At 51.8% G+C, this 17,295-nt stretch carries 27 protein-coding genes and 1 pseudogene; 11 read left to right on the forward strand and 17 right to left on the reverse strand.

Annotation, left to right across the window (positions count from 1 at the left end; all coding sequences use genetic code 11):
* The first annotated feature begins 3 nt into the window (after positions 1-3).
* The 11 genes and pseudogenes from NE547_RS01180 to NE547_RS01230 all read left to right on the forward strand — a co-directional run bounded on the left by NE547_RS01180 (position 4) and on the right by NE547_RS01230 (position 7,728).
* A pseudogene (locus NE547_RS01180) lies at positions 4-391 on the forward strand (metal-dependent transcriptional regulator).
* Between the two features lie 21 nt (positions 392-412).
* Positions 413-706 (forward strand): winged helix-turn-helix domain-containing protein, encoded by a 294-nt coding sequence (locus tag NE547_RS01185; RefSeq protein ID WP_195456970.1) that lies wholly within the window; start codon positions 413-415, stop codon positions 704-706.
* 200 nt (positions 707-906) lie between these two features.
* Complete coding sequence (locus NE547_RS01190; RefSeq protein ID WP_024738452.1) at positions 907-1,533, forward strand: TetR/AcrR family transcriptional regulator; 627 nt, start codon at positions 907-909, stop codon at positions 1,531-1,533.
* A 60-nt stretch (positions 1,534-1,593) separates the two neighbouring features.
* Entirely contained in the window at positions 1,594-3,345 is a 1,752-nt protein-coding gene (locus tag NE547_RS01195; RefSeq protein ID WP_256174548.1) for an ABC transporter ATP-binding protein, read from the forward strand.
* 3 nt (positions 3,346-3,348) lie between these two features.
* On the forward strand, positions 3,349-5,079 hold the full coding sequence (locus NE547_RS01200; protein WP_256174549.1) for an ABC transporter ATP-binding protein: 1,731 nt from the start codon (positions 3,349-3,351) through the stop codon (positions 5,077-5,079).
* 58 nt (positions 5,080-5,137) lie between these two features.
* Positions 5,138-5,425, forward strand: coding sequence for a DUF4491 family protein (locus NE547_RS01205; protein WP_256174550.1), 288 nt, complete (start codon positions 5,138-5,140; stop codon positions 5,423-5,425).
* A 93-nt stretch (positions 5,426-5,518) separates the two neighbouring features.
* Positions 5,519-5,641, forward strand: coding sequence for a hypothetical protein (locus tag NE547_RS01210; protein WP_256174551.1), 123 nt, complete (start codon positions 5,519-5,521; stop codon positions 5,639-5,641).
* A 91-nt stretch (positions 5,642-5,732) separates the two neighbouring features.
* Positions 5,733-6,101, forward strand: coding sequence for a metal-dependent transcriptional regulator (locus NE547_RS01215; RefSeq protein WP_024729836.1), 369 nt, complete (start codon positions 5,733-5,735; stop codon positions 6,099-6,101).
* Positions 6,102-6,122: 21 nt separating this feature from the next.
* Positions 6,123-6,416, forward strand: a complete 294-nt coding sequence (locus tag NE547_RS01220; protein WP_256174584.1) for a winged helix-turn-helix domain-containing protein — start codon at positions 6,123-6,125, stop codon at positions 6,414-6,416.
* Positions 6,417-7,142: 726 nt separating this feature from the next.
* Complete coding sequence (locus NE547_RS01225) at positions 7,143-7,556, forward strand: sigma-70 family RNA polymerase sigma factor (RefSeq protein WP_024729839.1); 414 nt, start codon at positions 7,143-7,145, stop codon at positions 7,554-7,556.
* Entirely contained in the window at positions 7,546-7,728 is a 183-nt protein-coding gene (locus NE547_RS01230) for a helix-turn-helix domain-containing protein (protein ID WP_256174552.1), read from the forward strand. Before NE547_RS01225 ends, NE547_RS01230 begins: the two co-directional genes overlap by 11 nt.
* A gap of 244 nt (positions 7,729-7,972) precedes the next feature.
* Here NE547_RS01230 and NE547_RS01235 read toward each other — a convergent pair whose 3' ends face one another.
* The 17 genes from NE547_RS01235 to NE547_RS01315 all read right to left on the reverse strand — a co-directional run bounded on the left by NE547_RS01235 (position 7,973) and on the right by NE547_RS01315 (position 17,266).
* Positions 7,973-8,671, reverse strand: coding sequence for a hypothetical protein (locus NE547_RS01235; protein ID WP_256174553.1), 699 nt, complete (start codon positions 8,669-8,671; stop codon positions 7,973-7,975).
* Entirely contained in the window at positions 8,668-9,474 is an 807-nt protein-coding gene (locus NE547_RS01240; protein WP_256174554.1) for a DUF4313 domain-containing protein, read from the reverse strand. The genes NE547_RS01235 and NE547_RS01240 overlap by 4 nt, the downstream gene beginning before the upstream one ends.
* Before the next feature lie 153 nt (positions 9,475-9,627).
* Positions 9,628-9,951 (reverse strand): hypothetical protein, encoded by a 324-nt coding sequence (locus tag NE547_RS01245; protein ID WP_256174555.1) that lies wholly within the window; start codon positions 9,949-9,951, stop codon positions 9,628-9,630.
* Entirely contained in the window at positions 9,948-11,081 is a 1,134-nt protein-coding gene (locus NE547_RS01250) for a DUF4313 domain-containing protein (protein ID WP_256174556.1), read from the reverse strand. Before NE547_RS01250 ends, NE547_RS01245 begins: the two co-directional genes overlap by 4 nt.
* 56 nt (positions 11,082-11,137) lie before the next feature.
* The gene (locus NE547_RS01255) at positions 11,138-11,410 is read right to left on the reverse strand and encodes a hypothetical protein (RefSeq protein WP_256174557.1); all 273 of its coding nucleotides are present in this window, start codon (positions 11,408-11,410) and stop codon (positions 11,138-11,140) included.
* 17 nt (positions 11,411-11,427) lie between these two features.
* Positions 11,428-12,030, reverse strand: a complete 603-nt coding sequence (locus NE547_RS01260) for a hypothetical protein (protein ID WP_256174558.1) — start codon at positions 12,028-12,030, stop codon at positions 11,428-11,430.
* A complete protein-coding gene (locus tag NE547_RS01265) occupies positions 11,999-12,370 on the reverse strand; it encodes a hypothetical protein (protein WP_024729845.1) in 372 nt (123 codons plus the stop codon). The genes NE547_RS01260 and NE547_RS01265 overlap by 32 nt, the downstream gene beginning before the upstream one ends.
* Complete coding sequence (locus NE547_RS01270) at positions 12,367-12,606, reverse strand: hypothetical protein (RefSeq protein ID WP_191230093.1); 240 nt, start codon at positions 12,604-12,606, stop codon at positions 12,367-12,369. Before NE547_RS01270 ends, NE547_RS01265 begins: the two co-directional genes overlap by 4 nt.
* An 18-nt stretch (positions 12,607-12,624) precedes the next feature.
* The gene (locus NE547_RS01275) at positions 12,625-13,062 is read right to left on the reverse strand and encodes a hypothetical protein (protein ID WP_024729847.1); all 438 of its coding nucleotides are present in this window, start codon (positions 13,060-13,062) and stop codon (positions 12,625-12,627) included.
* Between the two features lie 173 nt (positions 13,063-13,235).
* A complete protein-coding gene (locus tag NE547_RS01280) occupies positions 13,236-13,625 on the reverse strand; it encodes a type II toxin-antitoxin system death-on-curing family toxin (protein WP_009258020.1) in 390 nt (129 codons plus the stop codon).
* Positions 13,622-13,873 carry a type II toxin-antitoxin system RelB/DinJ family antitoxin gene (locus NE547_RS01285; protein WP_009258021.1) on the reverse strand — a complete coding sequence of 84 codons (252 nt, stop codon included), beginning with the start codon at positions 13,871-13,873 and terminating at the stop codon, positions 13,622-13,624. Before NE547_RS01285 ends, NE547_RS01280 begins: the two co-directional genes overlap by 4 nt.
* A gap of 117 nt (positions 13,874-13,990) precedes the next feature.
* Complete coding sequence (locus NE547_RS01290) at positions 13,991-14,539, reverse strand: hypothetical protein (RefSeq protein WP_009258022.1); 549 nt, start codon at positions 14,537-14,539, stop codon at positions 13,991-13,993.
* 26 nt (positions 14,540-14,565) lie between these two features.
* Entirely contained in the window at positions 14,566-15,435 is an 870-nt protein-coding gene (locus NE547_RS01295) for a hypothetical protein (protein ID WP_208074639.1), read from the reverse strand.
* Between the two features lie 64 nt (positions 15,436-15,499).
* Positions 15,500-15,661 carry a hypothetical protein gene (locus tag NE547_RS01300; protein ID WP_208074640.1) on the reverse strand — a complete coding sequence of 54 codons (162 nt, stop codon included), beginning with the start codon at positions 15,659-15,661 and terminating at the stop codon, positions 15,500-15,502.
* A gap of 37 nt (positions 15,662-15,698) precedes the next feature.
* Positions 15,699-16,193: an adenylosuccinate lyase gene (locus tag NE547_RS01305; protein ID WP_208074641.1), complete on the reverse strand. Its 495-nt coding sequence runs from the start codon at positions 16,191-16,193 to the stop codon at positions 15,699-15,701.
* Positions 16,186-16,866: a hypothetical protein gene (locus NE547_RS01310; protein ID WP_208074642.1), complete on the reverse strand. Its 681-nt coding sequence runs from the start codon at positions 16,864-16,866 to the stop codon at positions 16,186-16,188. The genes NE547_RS01305 and NE547_RS01310 overlap by 8 nt, the downstream gene beginning before the upstream one ends.
* Positions 16,867-16,909: 43 nt before the next feature.
* The gene (locus tag NE547_RS01315; protein ID WP_208074643.1) at positions 16,910-17,266 is read right to left on the reverse strand and encodes a hypothetical protein; all 357 of its coding nucleotides are present in this window, start codon (positions 17,264-17,266) and stop codon (positions 16,910-16,912) included.
* Positions 17,267-17,295 lie beyond the last annotated feature (29 nt).

The raw sequence follows: 17,295 nt of genomic DNA on the forward strand, positions 1-17,295 counted from the left end.
CCAATGAAACTCCATGCGTCGGGCGAGGACTATCTGGAGGCCGTACTGTTGCTCCAGAGAAAGAAAGGCATGGTGCGCTCCGTGGATGTGGCCCGACACATGGGAGTATCTAAACCCAGTGTGTGTCATGCGGTAGCAACCTTGAAAGAGGGTAGCAACCTTGAAAGAGGGCGGCTTTCTCACCATGGACGGGGATTTCTTCCTTCGTCTGACCGATGTGGGCCGGGAGGTAGCCGAGCAGACCTACGAGAAACACTGCTTCTTTACCCACTTGTTGACGGAGGCAGGTGTCGATCCCAAAACAGCGGAACAGGAGGCCTGCCGCATGGAGCATGTGATCAGCGAGAATAGCTTTCGGCATCTAAAGCAAAGTATGGACAAAAAGAAATAGTCGCGGGAGGTGAAGCTGTTGATGGGGGTAGCTGTACTGCAATATGGGAATTTGCGTATTGACCCAAACCAACGCAGGGTCTATGTAAATGAACAAGTTGTGGAGTTGACCACAATGGAGTTCAACATTTTATATTATCTGGCTTTACACCCCGGCTGGACCTTTACCCGGGAGCAGCTTTACCGATATGCGATGCCTGATGATTTTGCCTCTGGCCTCGAAAGCGTCACCAGCCGGATCTACAAGATACGGAAAAAACTAAATATCAATGCGATTCAAACGGTACACGGATACGGTTATCGCTTTGAGAAGTAAGAGACACTGGTGATTGTAATAGCATATACTTAATAAAAACGCAGCTGCCAACCAAGGCAGCTGCGTTTTTTGTTTAATGAATAGAATACACCGACCCGCATACGGTTCAGCCGTTATAATTGTGGCTTGACAAATACAATCGTTTGATTTAAGATAATATCGTTATTGAATAATATGATTATCGAAAAGAGGTGAACGAAATGCGTCCTGTAAACGAAAAACTGCGGAAGGATCTGCTGGAAGCCGGGAAGCGCGAGTTTATGGAGAACGGCTTCCGGGGGGCATCCTTAAAAAGTATAGCAGCATCTCTTGGAGTAACAACTGGAGCGATTTACCGCTACTATACGGACAAGGAGGCACTGTTTGACGGATTGGTGAGAGAGCCAGCCCAAGAGCTGGTAGAGCGTTATCGGACCCTTCAGCAGACCTTTGCCGGCAGGAGTTTGGAGGAGCAGCTTCAAAAGCTCCCGGAGGTGCCGGACAAGGAAGCCTCCTGGATGATGGACTTTCTCTACGACCACTTTGACGCATTCAAGCTCATCGCCTGCTGTTCCTCCGGGACAAAGTACGAGCATTACCTGGATACCCTGGCGGAAATTGAGGATCACTCTGGACGGCTTCTGGTGGATCGAATGGTGGAAGCTGGCTATCCCATTCGCCGTCTGGATGATGAGCTGATCCACATCATGTCCACCGCACTCTTCAACGGCATGTTTGAAACAATCCGCCATGATATGCCACGGGAAAAAGCGATGGTTTATATGGATGACCTGCGGAATTTTTACTCCGCGGGCTGGTTCCGTCTCCTTGGAATACCCTTTGAATAAAGGGTTTTCCTTTTGATTTTAAGTTAGCACTTACTAACTATAAGAAAGAGGTTTTAAGCTATGGATAACAAGAAAGCGCCCTCACCCTTTGCTGTGCTGTGGGGTTGGGCAAGTGGTGAGCACGGCGGATTTTATGCTTCGGTATCCCTGGCGGTGCTGGGGGTGGCCTGCGGTATGGTGCCATACTTCTGCGTGGCTGCCATGATCGGGCTGCTGCTGGAAGGAGGCGGCCTTGCGGAGTGCCTGCCCTGGTGCGGTCTGGCCCTGGCAGGCTATGCGGGAAAGGCGCTGTTTTCCACATGGTCTACCAGCCTGTCCCACACGGCCACCTATCACACGCTGCGGCGTGTGCGGCAAAATCTGCTCTCCAAACTGAGCCGGGTGCCCATGGGGACGATCCTAGACACGCCCTCCGGCCAGTACAAGACCACCATTGTTGACCGGGTGGAAGGGATGGAGCCCACTCTGGCCCATCTGCTGCCGGAGATGACCTCCAATTTGCTGGTGCCGGTGAGCATCGCGGTCTATATCTTCGTCCTGGATTGGCGAATGGGGCTCGCCTCCCTGGTGACCACGGTGATCGGGTTCGCAGTAGCCTCCCAGAGCGGCAGGACCTACGCCGCCCGCTGGCAGGGCGCCGTGGAGGTGGGCCGCCGCATGGCAAATGCCATCGTGGAGTATGTGGGAGGCATCCAGGTGGTCAAGGCGTTCAGCCAGTCCGCCGGGTCTTATAAGCGGTACTCCGATGCCGTGACCGAGAACGCCCAATACTATGTGGACTGGATGGCGGACAATCAGAAGTATATGGCGGTCATGCAGGCGGTCATCCCCTCGGTGCTGCTGCCCGTCCTGCCGGTGGGACTGCTGATGTGGGGCAGCGGAAGCCTGAGCATCGCCGTATTCCTCACCATCGTCGTGCTGTCCCTGGGGCTTACCGGTCCTCTGGTATCAGCCATGACCTTTGTGGACGAATTGGCGGTGGTGGGTACCAATGTGGGTGAGATTTCCGCCATTCTGGAGGCTCCGGAGCTGGAGCGCCCCGCGGCAGAGACGAAGCTGAATGGGCTGGGTATCCGGCTGGATCATGTGTCCTTTGCCTACAAGCAGGAGGACGGTGAAGTGCTCCACGATGTAAGTCTGGACATCCAGCCGGGGACGGTCACCGCTCTGGTGGGCCCTTCCGGCTCCGGCAAGAGCACCATCGCCAAGCTCATCGCCGGTTTCTGGGATGTGACGGGCGGCTCTGTCGCCTTGGGCGGTGTGGATCTGCGGAAGATCCCGCTGGAGCAGCTCAACCGCCAGATTGCCTATGTATCTCAGGACAACTACCTCTTTGACCGCACGGTGCGGGACAACATCCGCATGGGCCGCCTGAACGCCACCGATGCGGAAGTCGAGGCGGTAGCCAAGGCTGCCGGGTGCGATGATTTCATCCGCCAACTGGATCAGGGCTACGACACCATCTGCGGCGGGGGCGGCGGCCACCTTTCCGGCGGCGAAAAGCAGCGCATTTCCATTGCCCGCGCCATGCTGAAGGATGCCCCTATCGTCATTCTCGACGAGGCCACCGCCAGCATCGACCCGGAGAATGAGGCGGTCATTCAGCAGGCTATCTCCCGGCTGACGGAGGGCAAGACGCTGATCGTCATTGCCCACCGGCTGGGCACGGTGGCCGGAGCGGACAACATTGTTGTGGTGGAAGGCGGCCGGATCGCCGCCCAGGGGAAGCAGGAGGAGCTGCTGGCCTCCTGCCCGCTGTACCGGCAAATGTGGCAGTCCTATCTGGGCGTCCGGGACGGAGAGGAGGAATAAGAGATGTTCAGCGTACTTCGGAAAATTTCCGCCTTTGCGGGCAGCCGCAGAGGTCTTTTGAAAAAATCCATGCTCGTGGCTTTCCTGGGGGCTGTGTTCACCGCGTTCCAGTTCTGGGCCCTGATGCTAACCTTGGAGATCCTGGTGGCCGGCGCGAGCTTGAGCATATGGCCGGTGATCGGCGTCATGCTGGTCTCTGTGGCGGGACGGACCGCCTGCTCCTACTGGTCCACCAATGCGGAGACAGAGACGGGCTACTTCATGGTGGCGGAAAAACGGGTCCATATCGGAGACCGGCTGCGCTACATCCCCATGGGCTACTTCAATGACAACTCCTTGGGCAACATTACCGCCGTAGTCACCACCACACTGGGAGATGTGGAGAATAACGCCGCCCGCTGCCTGGTCAGCGTCATCGGCGGGTTCCTCAACACTCTGGCCATGAGTCTGGCAATCCTGCTTGTAGACTGGCGGCTCGGCCTGCTGGCTATCGGGGGGATTCTTGCCTATCTGCTGGTTGCGGAACTGAGCCAGCGGTCTCTGCTCAAGACGGGGCCTGCCCGCCAGCACGCCCAGATGAAGCTGGTGGAGGCGGTGCTGGAGTACATCCAGGGCATGAGTGTGGTAAAGGCTTACGGCCTGGATAAGGACAGCGGCCAGGCTGTGCAGAAAACCGTGGATGAAAGCTGTGAAAAGGCCCTGGGGCTGGAACACTCCGTAGCCCCCTGGATGGGCCTGCGGCAGATTACGGTGCGGGTGTTCGCCGTGGCGCTGGCTGTGTGTGCCCTGGTGCTCTATTCCGGCGGGAGCCTGCCTCTGACCCGGTGCCTGCTGATGCTTGTTGCCTCTTTCATGCTTTACGCGGAACTGGAGAGCGCCGGCAATATGGCGGACAATCTCCAGATGCTGGGCGCCTCTATGGATAAGGCCAATTCCATTGATGACACGCCGGTGATGGATATTGACGGGGCGGAACTCCGTCCGGAGGATGCCTCTGTCCGGTTTGAGGATGTTTCTTTCTCCTATGGGGAACGGACCATTCTGGATCATGTGAGCCTTACAGTCCCCGCCGGCAGCACCACCGCCGTGGTAGGTCCCTCCGGCGGCGGCAAAACCACTCTGTGCAATCTTATCGCCCGCTTCTGGGATGTTCAGGGCGGAAGGATTACCGTAGGCGGCCATGATGTGCGGGAGTACAAGCTGGACAGCCTGATGAAGAACATCTCCATGGTGTTTCAGTCGGTGTATCTTTTCAACGATACCGTGGAGAACAACATCAAGTTCGGCCGCCCGGACGCCACCCATGAGCAGGTGGTGGCCGCTGCCAAGGCCGCCTGCTGCCACGATTTTATCACGGCCCTGCCGGATGGCTATGACACCGTATTGGGAGAGGGCGGCGGTTCTCTCTCCGGGGGTGAGAAGCAGCGCATTTCCATCGCCCGGGCCATGCTCAAGGATGCGCCCATCGTAATTCTGGACGAGGCCACGGCCAGCGTAGACCCCGAGAATGAAGCGGAACTCCAGGCCGCGATCTCCTCTCTGACAAAGGGAAAAACCCTGATTCTAATCGCTCACCGGCTGAAAACGGTGCGCAATGCCGACCAGATCCTGGTCCTCAATGGCGGGCACATTGTCCAGCGGGGTACTCATGAGGAACTGATCGCCCAACCTGGCCTGTATGCCGACTTTGTTCATGTTCGGACCCAGGCCAACAGTTGGAAGCTGGAGGCTTGATGCGGCGGCTTATCTGCCTGCCGGACTCCGTTGTATCATGGGCTGGGGAGGGACTTCTATGGAATTGAATTTTGAGGGGATCGCAGTCGGAGCGGCCTCTCTGCTGGTGATTGGAACCTTTCATCCGCTGGTAATCTGGTGTGAATACCACTTTTCTCAAAAGATTTGGCCGCTGTTTCTCCTGTGCGGGCTGATCTGCCTGGGTTTGGCGCTGTTTGCACATGGGCTGCTCTCTATTCTTTTGGGGCTTGTGGGCGTGGCTTTTCTTTGGAGCATCCGGGAACTGAAAGAACAGGCACGGCGGGTAGAGCGGGGATGGTTTCCCAAAAATCCCAAGCGAACTTAACACAGGAGCGCCGAGGAGTTCCAGACTACGGATGACAGTGCCAGGGTTCAGGAGATTTTCGATGAACTGCTGAACTTCGACAACGACAATGTATTGGATCTGCCCCTGCTGTTTGTCAAGGATATGATCGTCTACAACACTGACAAAATCGCAGGCTATGATTTTTCCAGCACGCCCATGTTCTTTGATGTGCGGCTGATCCAGCCGGCGGAGTGATGGACTAGCAGAATATGAGACAAGGAGCCGGCCTACTAAGACCGGCTCCTTGTCAAAGGATGTGTTTCCAAAGGAAAGGGGGCAGATTTGTTTGTCGTTGCACCAGTCCGGCGAGGACTACTTGGAAGCTATATTGATGCTCCAGAAAGAGAAAGGCATGGTGCGCTCCGTGGATGTGGCCCGGCACATGGGGGTGTCTAAACCCAGTGTATGCCACGCAGTAGCAACCTTAAAAAAGGGCGGTTTCCTCACCATAGACGAGGACTTCTTTCTCCGCCTGACTGATGTGGGCCGTGAGGTAGCCGAGCAGACCTATGAGAAACACTGCTTCTTTACCCGCTTGTTGACGGAGGCGGGTGTCGATCCAAAAACAGCGGAACAGGAGGCCTGCTGCATGGAGCATGTGATCAGCGAGAATAGCTTTCGGCATCTAAAGCAAAGTATGGACAAAAAGAAATAGTCGCGGGAGGTGAAGCTGTTGATGGGGGTAGCTGTACTGCAATATGGGAATTTGCGTATTGATCCAAACCAACGCAGGGTCTATGTAAATGAACAAGTTGTGGAGTTAACTACAATGGAGTTCAATATTTTATATTATCTGGCCTTACACCCCGGCTGGACCTTTACCCGGGAGCAGCTTTACCAATATGCAATGTCTGATGACTTTGCTTCCGGCCTCGAAAGCGTCACCAGCCGGATCTACAAGATACGGAAAAAACTAAATATCAATGCGATTCAAACTGTGCATGGGTATGCTTATCGCTTTGAGAAGTAGAAGTAAAAGGGAGCGGCCTTTGTTGATCAATGAAGGTTGTTCCCTTTTGCCGTGTTGAAAATTGGAATTAAAATGGAAAAAGTGAAAACTTAGTCAGAATTTGGTCAGATTTACCGAATACAATGGAGATAAATTCTAACCATATAGGCAATTTTCGAAAACGGGAGGAATGTGTATGAAAACTAAAAATCGAAATAGCAGAGGGAATTTCAAGTTGCGTTAGGCGGTCTTATTCTTAAATGAATGAGGCCGCCTTTTCTTTTAATTCCCGACAAAATTCTACAAAAAATCAAATTACTGAACCTGGATCATTGGCAGACCTGCTGCCCGCTCTAATGGGCAATGCAGGTTCGTGTGCAAAGTGCGGTTCAGATGGCAAGGAGCCAAATGCGCATGGAAAGTTTGAAAACCATGCACATAAAAAGGTTCGTCGCCCATCTGCTTACATTTCGACACACAGTTTACTATCGAATATGGTTCTTCTGCCGCCCTTTTCGGAGGACAGGGCGGGAACATCACAAGACAAGCGACAAGCCTCCTCCTGCGGGCGTCGGAAGTCGTGACGGACTTCTTTATGTGTATCACACAGCCGATTGCTCACCTTTGTGGTGTGTGGTCGGCTGTGTTGTTTTATATAGAACACGAAGACGCCCATTAGTTCGGTGCCGATCCCCTCCAAATGTTCAAGATTCCCAAAAATTCTTGAACGATTTGGAGGACAAGACCATGCGGTATCGAAATAATGGACAAATAGAGGAAGAACTGCAAATCAGATTTACAGGTTACTTAATCCAGGCAGTAAAACGCACACGGCGCGATTACCTGAACACACTCAACCAATACAGCAACAGTGAAATACTGACCGATACAACCTATACCACAGGACAGACTTTGGAACAAGAGGTTACAGAGCACCTTCCTCTATGGGATGTGATCGAAAGTAATGCGCTCTTCTATGCACTCAAGCGGTTGAATGAACGCGAGCGGTATGTGTTCCTGTCGCATGTTTTGGACAACTGCCCTTTTGACTTGATTGGTGTAAGACTGGGCCTGACTTATAAAGGCGCAGCTGCAGTCTATTACCGTGCTGTTCAAAAGTTGAGAAAAAGTATTGAGGGGGTGGAAAAACATGATATTTGAACAACTGTTGTTTCGGGCAAAAGAAGGTGATCTGGAGTCAATTACCGATATTTTGAATATGTATCGGCCCTTACTGCTCAAATATTCTGTAATTGACGGCCGGCTGGATGAGGATCTATACCAGGAGCAGTGCATTACATTGATGCGAGCCATCAAACTGTTCCGAATTTGAATTTATGAGAAAGGCTCCGAGACCTTTTGATCTCGGGGCCTTTCCCGTGAGTTCAAACAAAATGTTCCCAAGCGAAAAAATAAGCGCACAGCAGTAGTTGGATGCTGCTGTGCGCTTATTCCGATATAACCTATGGGCCTCACCTTTACGGGTGAGGCCACACTGCGGTAAGACTTACCCTACCACGATTTCCTTTTTGTCAGATCGCTCCAAAAAGAATCTCTGCAAAATGCTTATTGTAATTTCATTGCTCTTCTCCAGCGGTAGCCTTATCATAGTAGTAGATATAGGCGTTGTAATCCCGAAACCGAGTGATCAGCCGAATCCGGATGTACAAATGTGCCGTTTCAGAATAGAGGTTAAATTCAGTCGGATCACTGGTAGTCTCGGCATATCGGCAGAAGCGTTTCATGGTCTCCAGCGTCTTAAAGGCCGGCAACTTGAATAGGGCTTTTTGAAACTCATCGATTTCTTTTACCAACTCTGGCGGCGTCTTTTTGCCGCTCTCATTGTGCCAGGTTGTCCACCAGCGGTATCCATCGTAATCCGAACGGGAATAAGCAAGTTCGTTGACGGGGCGTTCGATGAGCTGCATTGGAGGCTTGTAGGTGTGCTTGAATACTTCTGAAAAAGTGCAGTTCTGCACCAGATAACAGATGGACTTTTCCGCTTTTTTCTTCAGGTGTCCAGACTTGACGGCATCCCATTCCACAAGGGGCAGGGGCGTATGGGCGGCATCCCGAAGGGCCTCATCCATGCCGCAGGCTTCACAGATCTGCACATCCGCGTATCGACTGAGGGCGTTGACCATCAGGTGGGCTGCCAGAGGGGCACCGCACCGCAGGCATTTGGGAGGGGCCGCTGCATCGTCATGAGCATAAAGCTTTTTGTCTTGCTTCCAAGCGGCTTCCAGTAATTCTTTGGGGTATAATTTGATTTTCATAATTTTTTACTCCTTCTTCCGGTTTTCCTTTTCATTGCCTTTTGACGAATATTGGTAGTTTCTTGAAATGTTTGAGCAAGGGATGGATCATGTCTTGTGTCGCTTTTCCAATGCCGCTCCTTTGACCAGGGCTGGTAGACTGGAAGCTCTTCCTGGAACAATGCCAGCAATTCAGCAGCCATGTCCTCACGGCGGAGATATAGGCTGTTCTTCACAGTCTGGGTATCGCAGTCGGTGATGATGGTACGCAGCGAGATTCCGTGATGCTCAAAGGTGAAATGCCGGTGATGAGCTGGGTCTTCCGCCTCAATCCATAGTGGAAGCGTATCAGAGGAACCCTCTAAACGGCGCCAGCCGCTGTAATCGGTGTAATGAAATCCTGGTATGTGTTTTGCCAGCCGGCGCAGGGCGATATACAACCGCATATACCATCTGCCAAGCTCGCCGTTCAACCGGCGGGAATAGTAGGTGTACCCGTCCAGATCCAGTTTTTTCAGTTTTTGAGTGTTGAAGATGTATTCCACATATTCTGTTCCGTCTTCCAGCCGTACTTGCCCGGTGCGCTCGCCTAAACCGTTGCGCTTGATCCAGGCATGATACCGCTTGCCGGTGGTTTTGGTGTTGATAAAGCCGCAATCTTTGGCGCGTAAGCCGCCCAGATTGACGGTCAGACTGTCCCAGAAGACCAGCTGGCCGAAGCTCTCTTGATAGAGTTTGATGGCAAGATTACCTTCTGGATAGGTGGCGATTTTAACAGTTAGTGCATATTCGGTTCCTTTCATTTTAAATGGTATTGGTTTCATAATCTCTCCGTGAACTAGACCAGGGGACTGCAAGGACAGCCCCCTGGTTATGGTTATAAAACTGTGCGCCTGTCCCCGCAGTATGAGAGCGGGGAAGAGGCGATGCCTTTGACGGCCCTATTGGAATCTTAAAGATTTCGGGTCATTCGTACATTAGGCGGCACCCGCCGCGCTTTCAAAGAGCTTGTACAGTGTGGCACACATATCCGCTTGATTTCTACAGGAAATGGTATGAGCATGGCCGTGATTTCGCCTCTCATGATCCATTGGTCCTACCGTGATGCTCAACTGAGAACGCTCCTGAGTAATCCAGAGTCGTCTGCCAGCGGACGGGTCTTCGGCTACAATCCAAAGTGGACGCTGGCGATCCATATAGGAACGATAGTAGGAACGCCACCCGCTATAATCGGAATAGCGGAAGTCGGGACTGCTAGAACCGCGCTGTTCCAGAACTTCATAGATTTTTTTGTATTTCATGCGCTGCGCCTCCCTTCCTGCAATGATAGATATTCAGCGTACCCCTCCGGGTCCAGTTCACGCAGGCGGTCTGCCCGGAAGCGGTACTCTGGATACTCACAGTAACCACTGCGCTGCGTTGCCCCGGTAGGGATAGCCAATCCGTGGCGGATCAGCCAGACCGGGAAATCGGCGTCACCATTGGTATCGATGAACGCGCAGTCTTTCCCCCGTTCCCCGTCCAGATTGACCGTCAGAGAGGCCCAGGGCTCCGCATAGCCATTTTCCCATGTGTGCATGGCAATCGCCAGGTTGCCGTCCATATAGGCGGATACCTTTAGCTGGATGGGATGTGTGGAGCCGTACTTTTCATAAGGGAAGGTAATAGGCCCTTGCCTACCCATGGCCGGCATTGGCCTTTGGGCCGGAGCTGTACTGATGTTTGGCGTCAGATCCAGTTCCCAGCATATAGCGAGAATATCAGAATCGTCCACACGGTAGTTATATTTTTTGGCATACTTGGGGTGGAAGAGAAGCTGACCATTCTCCACAACAAATTTGCCTTCCTTGGTGCCATAGGTGTACTGACGGCCATCCAGAAGATGCTGCATCTTTTTGGCGTCCGCTTTGATCTTTCCTTTGTCGTACCATGTGGTGTACTGCACCGCAACCTCAAGATTAGGGTTTGAATGAAAGCGGGTTTCTAAAAACTGCAGGACACGCCCGCAGACTGCCGCCCGCTGTTCGACGGTTTGGGCTAAATTAAAGGACAGTGTGAAATACGAATAGTCACGCCCGGACAACCCATAGCCGTGAAGTGTATTGCTGAAGTCGTTGCACCAGAAAAACAATTCCCAACGGGAACTTCCATAAGGCGCCGGATCTTCAGCTTCATACTGATAGCAGATAAACTCCCTGGCAATGGCCGCCATAACAGAGGCCATCACAGCATTTTTTGACTCGGCAGCCTGCCTGATCCTACGATGCGCCTCATCAGGGCCGGCATCGCAAATCTGACGGTTTGCCTCCCGCTGCTCCGGGGTGTAGACATATTGGAGTCTGAGAGAATGGACATCTTCCCGGGCATAACCCCGGTCAATCCATTTTGCGCTGGAACTTTTGACAGAAGATTTATCATGCAATATATTCATAGTGATTCTCCTTTTGGATTTGATGCAAATGCTTGCCGATGCTTCAACAAAGGCAGTCAACGGGATTTTTCATCGCAGGGGTGGCCGCCCCCTCCATATTCCAGAAGGGCATAGCCGATACACCGGGCCGTCTCGCCTAAAGTGTTTTTCACGGCTTCTTCCACCACATCATCCGTATCTGGGCACTCCTGTTCGTTGTTAAGGCGTGTCAGCTCGTGGTGCAGCTCTTTCATCTGCTCTGGCGTTACCGGCTGGTCAGTTTGGACCAGCACATCGGCAAAATCGCCGCAGCCGTTGACATTCAATTCTCGGATGAGCAACATTCCCATAAACTAACCTCCCTCCTTCAGCGGCCTTCCTGCCAATCGTAAAGCAAAAGGTCATGGCTGGAGGCATTCGGCTGGAGGGCTGCCGCCCGAAAACGATAATTTGTGAATACAAAGCCGGTGGGCTTGTGCGTGTACTGGACAGCGAGGATGTGGTACTTCCGGCCCATCCAACCGGCGGAGTCCAGGACCTGTTCGGTTTCATTGCCAAAATCAAGGGCAAAAATCCAGTTATCCGGACAACTGCTTGGGTTGGCGTAAGCCTCCCCGCCCGGCAGGGACAGGAGCTTTTGCTTCATATCTTCATAACTGTGGACCCCCGGGTGTTTATTCAAGAACGCTTGTGCCAGTTGTTCCCTAAAGGTATAGAAGGGGATGAATGGCTTTTTTCCCTCGAAGTCCCCGTTTCCATCCAGAGCGATCACCTGCCCATCCGAGATGATCTCGATGATAACATCCTTTCGGATGCGGCAATCATTTTGATAATCATCCGGGGTAGAAGTGTACCATGTGCCATCAACCGTATCACGGTTGCAGTAGTAATAGGGCTGGTTTACAGATTGGAACACATCCTTGCAGAAGCCTGTGTCTTCAAACAGAAAAGTGAGCTGGATCGTTTTCATTCGAGTTTCCTCCGTAGTAATAATCATAGATTTTTCTTAGACCGCGCCGTATTTTGGCTTTGGTAGGGCTGCCGGTGGCGATTCTCTGGCCGGAGCCAAACGCTGGCCCGAAAAACCAAATTTCGTAGTGGGTGCAGAGATACCGCCCCTTTGTGTGGGCGATTGAAACCGACCACATATAGGCGTCGCCGGACACCGTAAACTCCTTGGGATAGCAATATTCCCGCATTCCATCCGGCGAGAAATCATCCAGCGCCGCGGCATTCCCGGAACGGGGGTCTGCTTGCGGCTGAACGACCTCCCGGAGCCAGAGAAGAAAAGAAGGCTCCCCGGCGCTCATACCGATTCCTCCGGCTTGCCGGCCCTTTCATAGTAGACCTTGCGAGTGCCGGCGCCGCGAACTTGGAAGATAAAACCGGGCACCATCTCAGCCAGCTTGTCAGCATACATCTTGGCGCGGTCACAATCTGGGATCAGCGTAGCATAAACCAGGCCGACTCCAACTTTCCCTTCATGCAAATTTATAGCGCCATAACAGCGGTCTCCAATTTTCTTCCCATAGACGATATAGTTCATCGGTTACCGCCCTTTCTGTTAATACCAGATGAAAGTCTGGCCGCATAATGCCTGAATACGCTCCATGATGGTATCAACTTTCTTTTCAGATAAGGGAATATCCGCATTATTCCAGTGCCGAATCAATTCTTCCAGTGTACGGTCTGGAGCTGATACACAGAAATCACAGCAAAAGTTATAGAGCGGCTGCCCGGTATAGGCTTCAAAGACGCTTTCAGTACCATCAGCAATCCGCTGTCTCTGGTTCCCACTGTAGTTGATACGGCCTAAATAGGCGGTACCATAGCGTTCACGGTAGGCATCAATTATTTTGCGGTTTAAGTCATTGTAAGTATCATCGGCTTCATCAATCCTGAGATACCCTTCACGAGCGAGGGCATACTCCCGCTGCACTTGCAGGTAGTAGGAGAGGGCGTCCATGGGTTTCGGATCATGCGTGGGATGTTTTAGTTTCATCAAAAAATCCTCCTAAAAAACAAGGGACCGGCAAACAGCAAATGCGCTGTTTGTCGATCCCTTTGTGATAGTGTCCCTTGCCAAATAGCAAGGCATTTGTCAAATAAGAAAAAGTGTAGAGTTTTATTTCTGTGGAGCAACATTGAAAGTATCAATGATACAATACTGGCAGATCAATCAGAAAAATCTTTTAGGTGCTGAATGATCCATGCTTGCAGCTCGTGTTCTCCCGCACTGCCATTTGCAATAGAGATAAACATATCCGCAAGTTCGCCGGGCTTCAGTTCAAGAACATAGCCGTTCCATTTCAGCAGCAACTGCGTCATCATTGCGCCAATCCGTTTGTTACCATCAAGAAAGGCATGATTGGAGGCCAGTCCAAACCCTATTCTGGCTATTTTCGCAAGGTCCGTTTCAAAAAGATCAAAACCGGCAAAGGTTTGCAACGGAGCATTGACTGCGGCTTCCAGACTATTTCGGTCCCGAATACCGTCCAACCCACCTGAAGCTTTGATGATCCTGCTATGGACGGCGATAACATCTTCAACCGTCACCCAAATCATTCCGCCATCCTCTTATAGTCGTCAGCGAAAGAACTTAAAACCGCATCGGTATCCGCCAACATCTGCTCCCTTGAAATTTCTGCAGATGGTGTGTTAAGAGTTAAGGGAAACGGCATTCCATTATTGCGGACAAAGGCATTTGCAAAAATGTTGAATGCGGTGGATGTGGATATGCCCAGCTGCTCGCAGATGGCGGCCATTTGCGCTTTGACCTGACTATCTATTCTAAATGTCATATTGGTATCCATATAATCGACCTCCTTGCACTACAATTATACTACATATCATGTGCAAATGCAACGAGTAGGATGCTTAATTGAAGAAGGCCACGGGAACCAATCGTCTTTGAGGGAGTGCTGTATCATCTATGCGGCAGCTTCTGCAGGAGGCAGCTCGTTGATGATGGGAGCGGAAAGTAAAATGGCCGTTTCGGTATCTTCCATTAACAGCCACGCACCATCGCGCCAAACACAAGAAGTTGCCTTGTTGTAAATCTCCGGGACCTTATTGGGATCGTCGATGCACTCGCGGGTAACGAGCAGGCACATGTGATCGAGATAGAAATAGTGAAGAGATTTTTCAATTTCCTCTCGTAAGGTATGGGCCAGGGCTGCAATTTCGTCCATATCCTGCCGCTGAAAAGCAGCCTCGGAAATCTTTTTCAGGCACTGTGTTTGCTGAATTGCTGCATCAATGTAGGTTTTGGCCTCGTCAAACAGGCTGCGCCGGATACGAATATCACATAGAGCTACATGACGGGTGTATTCGGTGGCCGCTTTGCAGATTTGCCCCCGCAGTTCTTCATAAGGTTTTTGGTACTTTGTTTTCAGCACTTCCAGCGATACGACTTCCAGATTTCTCCGAAGGGTATCCAAATGAATTTCAAGTGCCTTGCGTAATTCTTTTTCGTCCATAGTTTTCCTCCATTTCACAATAGAAATTACTTTTGTGGGGATGCCTGCTGATCATCCTGTAAAATATCCTGTGCGGCCTTGGATACTGCATCCCAGTAACACTCCCAATAGGTATCGCAGAGATCCAGGTAGTGGCTGATGCGCCCTTTGATGTCCGCATTGTGCAGCAGTTGTTTTTTCTGATCTTCTGTCAGAGCCAGATACTCCGGCAAAGCTTGAGCTTTATCAAGAAAATCCTCCCGTGCGCACTCATCTTCATAGACTGCCGCCACGGTGCGTATAAATTCAGGAGCCAGCGGCAGAGGCCGTTTTTCAATGGAGAGGTAAAAGTGGTTTTCGCAGTATTCCCCATCCAGATAGCACTCATAGCTTTCTGCGGTTTCTTCCTCTGCAAACTGACTCTTTTCACGCCATTTCTCAACGCAGCCGCTCTCCAGTTCGTTTTTCAGATCGTCATGAAATTGCCGCTGGGCATCCATTAAATTAGTGAACGGAGCCTCATAAGAGCCAAATTCCCCGTCAGTGGCCCAGTGCGAGACGACGACATAAAGCATACCTTGGGGATACGCCTGCTCGGGAACGGCCAGAGGCGTCAACATTTCAGGCGCCATGATGACCAGTTCCAGCCCTAAATCCTCCACACGCTTTGGCGCACCATAGAGTTCAGAAAAAGTCTGCTCCAGTGCGCGGCGGGCAGCGGAAAGGCACGGCGGGTCAAATTCACAATAGATGTCCGGCGTATCATTTTCAGTTTCCCGGTCATCATCTGTGCGAATTTGAAGGATGCGCCCGAAGAGCCCGCTGTACTCACTCGCTTCATTGGCGAGGACGCGGCTGCCTACTGTGTAGGTGATGTTCTCATGTGAGAATTTCTCACCCGGTTTCTTATAAATCATAGTCCATTCCTCCCTTGATGGGGAAAAAGCAAGTCCCCTTGATTCATCAATAAATGTGCCTTTATTATCCGCGTCGAAAATGACGGCACCGCTCGTAAACATGAAAATGAGCGGTGGAATAAAAGCGATATGCCTGCTGCTTTTTAGGCGGCAGCAGCCAACGGCGGATGGGCCGCTTGGCAGTACCGCAAACTGCAGGCTTTTGGCTTTTGAAGATTTCCATCATCCATATCCTCCTTGATAGACTGTACGCGAAATGGTGATCACCCTTCCTCCATGTCCTCGCTGGCCTCGATGATACCGCGCTTCCGTTTCAGCTCCGCGATTTTTCGCTTCCACTCTTTCTGCGACTGCTCGGCCCGTGCCCGTTCCGCTTGCTGATCTTCCGGGGAGAGTGCAGAAAACTCCCACTCCCGGCGATCTGCGTCAATATCCGCCATGATGCGGCGCACCAGGCGCAGAGCCAGTTCGCTCTTTGTCGGCGGCAGCTGCTCCATGGCAGCCTGCCCCTGCTGAAAAAGAAGCCGGTACCGGTCGTATTGAGCCTCGGTGATGAAACCCCATCCGAAGTCATCCTGGAGTTCCCGCTCGCTGTGGTATTGCATCACTTTCTCAAATTCAGCCTGCCGGACAGCGCCTTCTTTCTCCACCGTCCGGGCATATTTTGCTTCTATGCGGCGCAGATCTTCCAGCACCTTTGTACAGGCTGCCGCCTCCATCAAATAACCATGGTCCCGCGGTTTCAGATACCTACTCATCCAGCACCTCCGTTTGCTCATCATCACAGCTTACCAAAGGGCAGGCGTAACTCTTATCAATGCTGGGCATGGTACAGCCCATATCAGGATCATGACAATCACAACTCAAGCAGGGAACCAGTGGCTCCGGCTGAAGCCGGATTCCCAAAACGATGAATTCACTCCATCTTCCGCAGTGTGGGCAGGGGATTGTCCCGTTGTACGCATGGTCGATCTGCTCTTGTGTAACGGGGGAAATCTTATGGCAGCATTCGTTCCGCACATATACGATATGAGCGGCTCGCCAGACTTCTGGACGGTATCTCTTATTGAAAGGAAGGTAGCCGCCCCATTGCGGATTGTCGAAAACCCGGTCAATGTGTAGCTGAAGGGCTTCTTTTCGCAGTTCAGCGGCTGATGCCCCGATATAATTGTGTTCGCTGCACCATTGGATCAGATGCTTTAGCAGATGTGCCTCCCCATCGCGTTCGATGACAGCCTCCGCCAGCCTGCACCAGTCCTTTTCTTCAATCTCCCCAAGATTGGTTTTTACACCGTCCCACGGAAAACGCTTTTTATACCGGCCGGAGCCCGTGCTGTTACAGCGGAATACGCCGTATTGCCAGCGAATATCCTCATAGGTGATGGAAGAAAGGTCTACTCCGCTGGGTAGATGATAGTCTTCATATTTCATAGTTTTCAGTGCCTCATAATTTTCACAACGGTCAGACTTTGCTTTACACAGTCTGAACGCTATTGTGAATCTCTCCGGTTTGCGCGGGGCCAGCAGACGCATTGGTGTCTTGGTAGGGGCTATCCGATGGAGGAATCTCGCCTCTCAAAACAAAAGGAAGAACTGCGTTCCAACTGGTCAGGGGAACTGGATTGCCGTCTATTTCCCGCAGAGCCTCATCCATCCAGCACTTTTCGCAGATATATACATGAGCGTATCTGCTCAAACTGTTCAGGAAAAAATACAGCCCGGAGTATAATTCGTTGCGGCCGCACCGCGGGCAGAGAAGCTGCTGTTCCGTCTCCTGCAGAGGGCAAAGACGCTCAAGAAATCTCTTTGCTTCGTCTTCAGAAAGCTTCATATTGTGTCCTCCATTGCATTTCTTAAAAT

The sequence above is a fragment of the Flavonifractor sp. DFI.6.63 genome, from assembly GCF_024462255.1.
Taxonomy (GTDB): Bacteria; Bacillota; Clostridia; order Oscillospirales; family Oscillospiraceae; genus Lawsonibacter_A; species Lawsonibacter_A hominis.

Excerpts from the sequence above, each read along its gene's own strand:
- NE547_RS01185 (WP_195456970.1), top strand. The coding sequence starts at position 413 with ATGGGGGTAGCTGTACTGCAATATGGGAATTTGCGTATTGACCCAAAC.
- NE547_RS01190 (WP_024738452.1), top strand. The coding sequence starts at position 907 with ATGCGTCCTGTAAACGAAAAACTGCGGAAGGATCTGCTGGAAGCCGGG.
- NE547_RS01195 (WP_256174548.1), top strand. The coding sequence starts at position 1,594 with ATGGATAACAAGAAAGCGCCCTCACCCTTTGCTGTGCTGTGGGGTTGG.
- NE547_RS01200 (WP_256174549.1), top strand. The coding sequence starts at position 3,349 with ATGTTCAGCGTACTTCGGAAAATTTCCGCCTTTGCGGGCAGCCGCAGA.
- NE547_RS01205 (WP_256174550.1), top strand. The coding sequence starts at position 5,138 with ATGGAATTGAATTTTGAGGGGATCGCAGTCGGAGCGGCCTCTCTGCTG.
- NE547_RS01220 (WP_256174584.1), top strand. The coding sequence starts at position 6,123 with ATGGGGGTAGCTGTACTGCAATATGGGAATTTGCGTATTGATCCAAAC.
- NE547_RS01225 (WP_024729839.1), top strand. The coding sequence starts at position 7,143 with ATGCGGTATCGAAATAATGGACAAATAGAGGAAGAACTGCAAATCAGA.
- NE547_RS01230 (WP_256174552.1), top strand. The coding sequence starts at position 7,546 with ATGATATTTGAACAACTGTTGTTTCGGGCAAAAGAAGGTGATCTGGAG.
- NE547_RS01235 (WP_256174553.1), bottom strand. The coding sequence starts at position 8,671 with ATGAAAATCAAATTATACCCCAAAGAATTACTGGAAGCCGCTTGGAAG.
- NE547_RS01240 (WP_256174554.1), bottom strand. The coding sequence starts at position 9,474 with ATGAAACCAATACCATTTAAAATGAAAGGAACCGAATATGCACTAACT.
- NE547_RS01245 (WP_256174555.1), bottom strand. The coding sequence starts at position 9,951 with ATGAAATACAAAAAAATCTATGAAGTTCTGGAACAGCGCGGTTCTAGC.
- NE547_RS01250 (WP_256174556.1), bottom strand. The coding sequence starts at position 11,081 with ATGAATATATTGCATGATAAATCTTCTGTCAAAAGTTCCAGCGCAAAA.
- NE547_RS01255 (WP_256174557.1), bottom strand. The coding sequence starts at position 11,410 with ATGGGAATGTTGCTCATCCGAGAATTGAATGTCAACGGCTGCGGCGAT.
- NE547_RS01260 (WP_256174558.1), bottom strand. The coding sequence starts at position 12,030 with ATGAAAACGATCCAGCTCACTTTTCTGTTTGAAGACACAGGCTTCTGC.
- NE547_RS01265 (WP_024729845.1), bottom strand. The coding sequence starts at position 12,370 with ATGAGCGCCGGGGAGCCTTCTTTTCTTCTCTGGCTCCGGGAGGTCGTT.
- NE547_RS01270 (WP_191230093.1), bottom strand. The coding sequence starts at position 12,606 with ATGAACTATATCGTCTATGGGAAGAAAATTGGAGACCGCTGTTATGGC.
- NE547_RS01275 (WP_024729847.1), bottom strand. The coding sequence starts at position 13,062 with ATGAAACTAAAACATCCCACGCATGATCCGAAACCCATGGACGCCCTC.
- NE547_RS01280 (WP_009258020.1), bottom strand. The coding sequence starts at position 13,625 with ATGATTTGGGTGACGGTTGAAGATGTTATCGCCGTCCATAGCAGGATC.
- NE547_RS01285 (WP_009258021.1), bottom strand. The coding sequence starts at position 13,873 with ATGGATACCAATATGACATTTAGAATAGATAGTCAGGTCAAAGCGCAA.
- NE547_RS01290 (WP_009258022.1), bottom strand. The coding sequence starts at position 14,539 with ATGGACGAAAAAGAATTACGCAAGGCACTTGAAATTCATTTGGATACC.
- NE547_RS01295 (WP_208074639.1), bottom strand. The coding sequence starts at position 15,435 with ATGATTTATAAGAAACCGGGTGAGAAATTCTCACATGAGAACATCACC.
- NE547_RS01300 (WP_208074640.1), bottom strand. The coding sequence starts at position 15,661 with ATGATGGAAATCTTCAAAAGCCAAAAGCCTGCAGTTTGCGGTACTGCC.
- NE547_RS01305 (WP_208074641.1), bottom strand. The coding sequence starts at position 16,193 with ATGAGTAGGTATCTGAAACCGCGGGACCATGGTTATTTGATGGAGGCG.
- NE547_RS01310 (WP_208074642.1), bottom strand. The coding sequence starts at position 16,866 with ATGAAATATGAAGACTATCATCTACCCAGCGGAGTAGACCTTTCTTCC.
- NE547_RS01315 (WP_208074643.1), bottom strand. The coding sequence starts at position 17,266 with ATGAAGCTTTCTGAAGACGAAGCAAAGAGATTTCTTGAGCGTCTTTGC.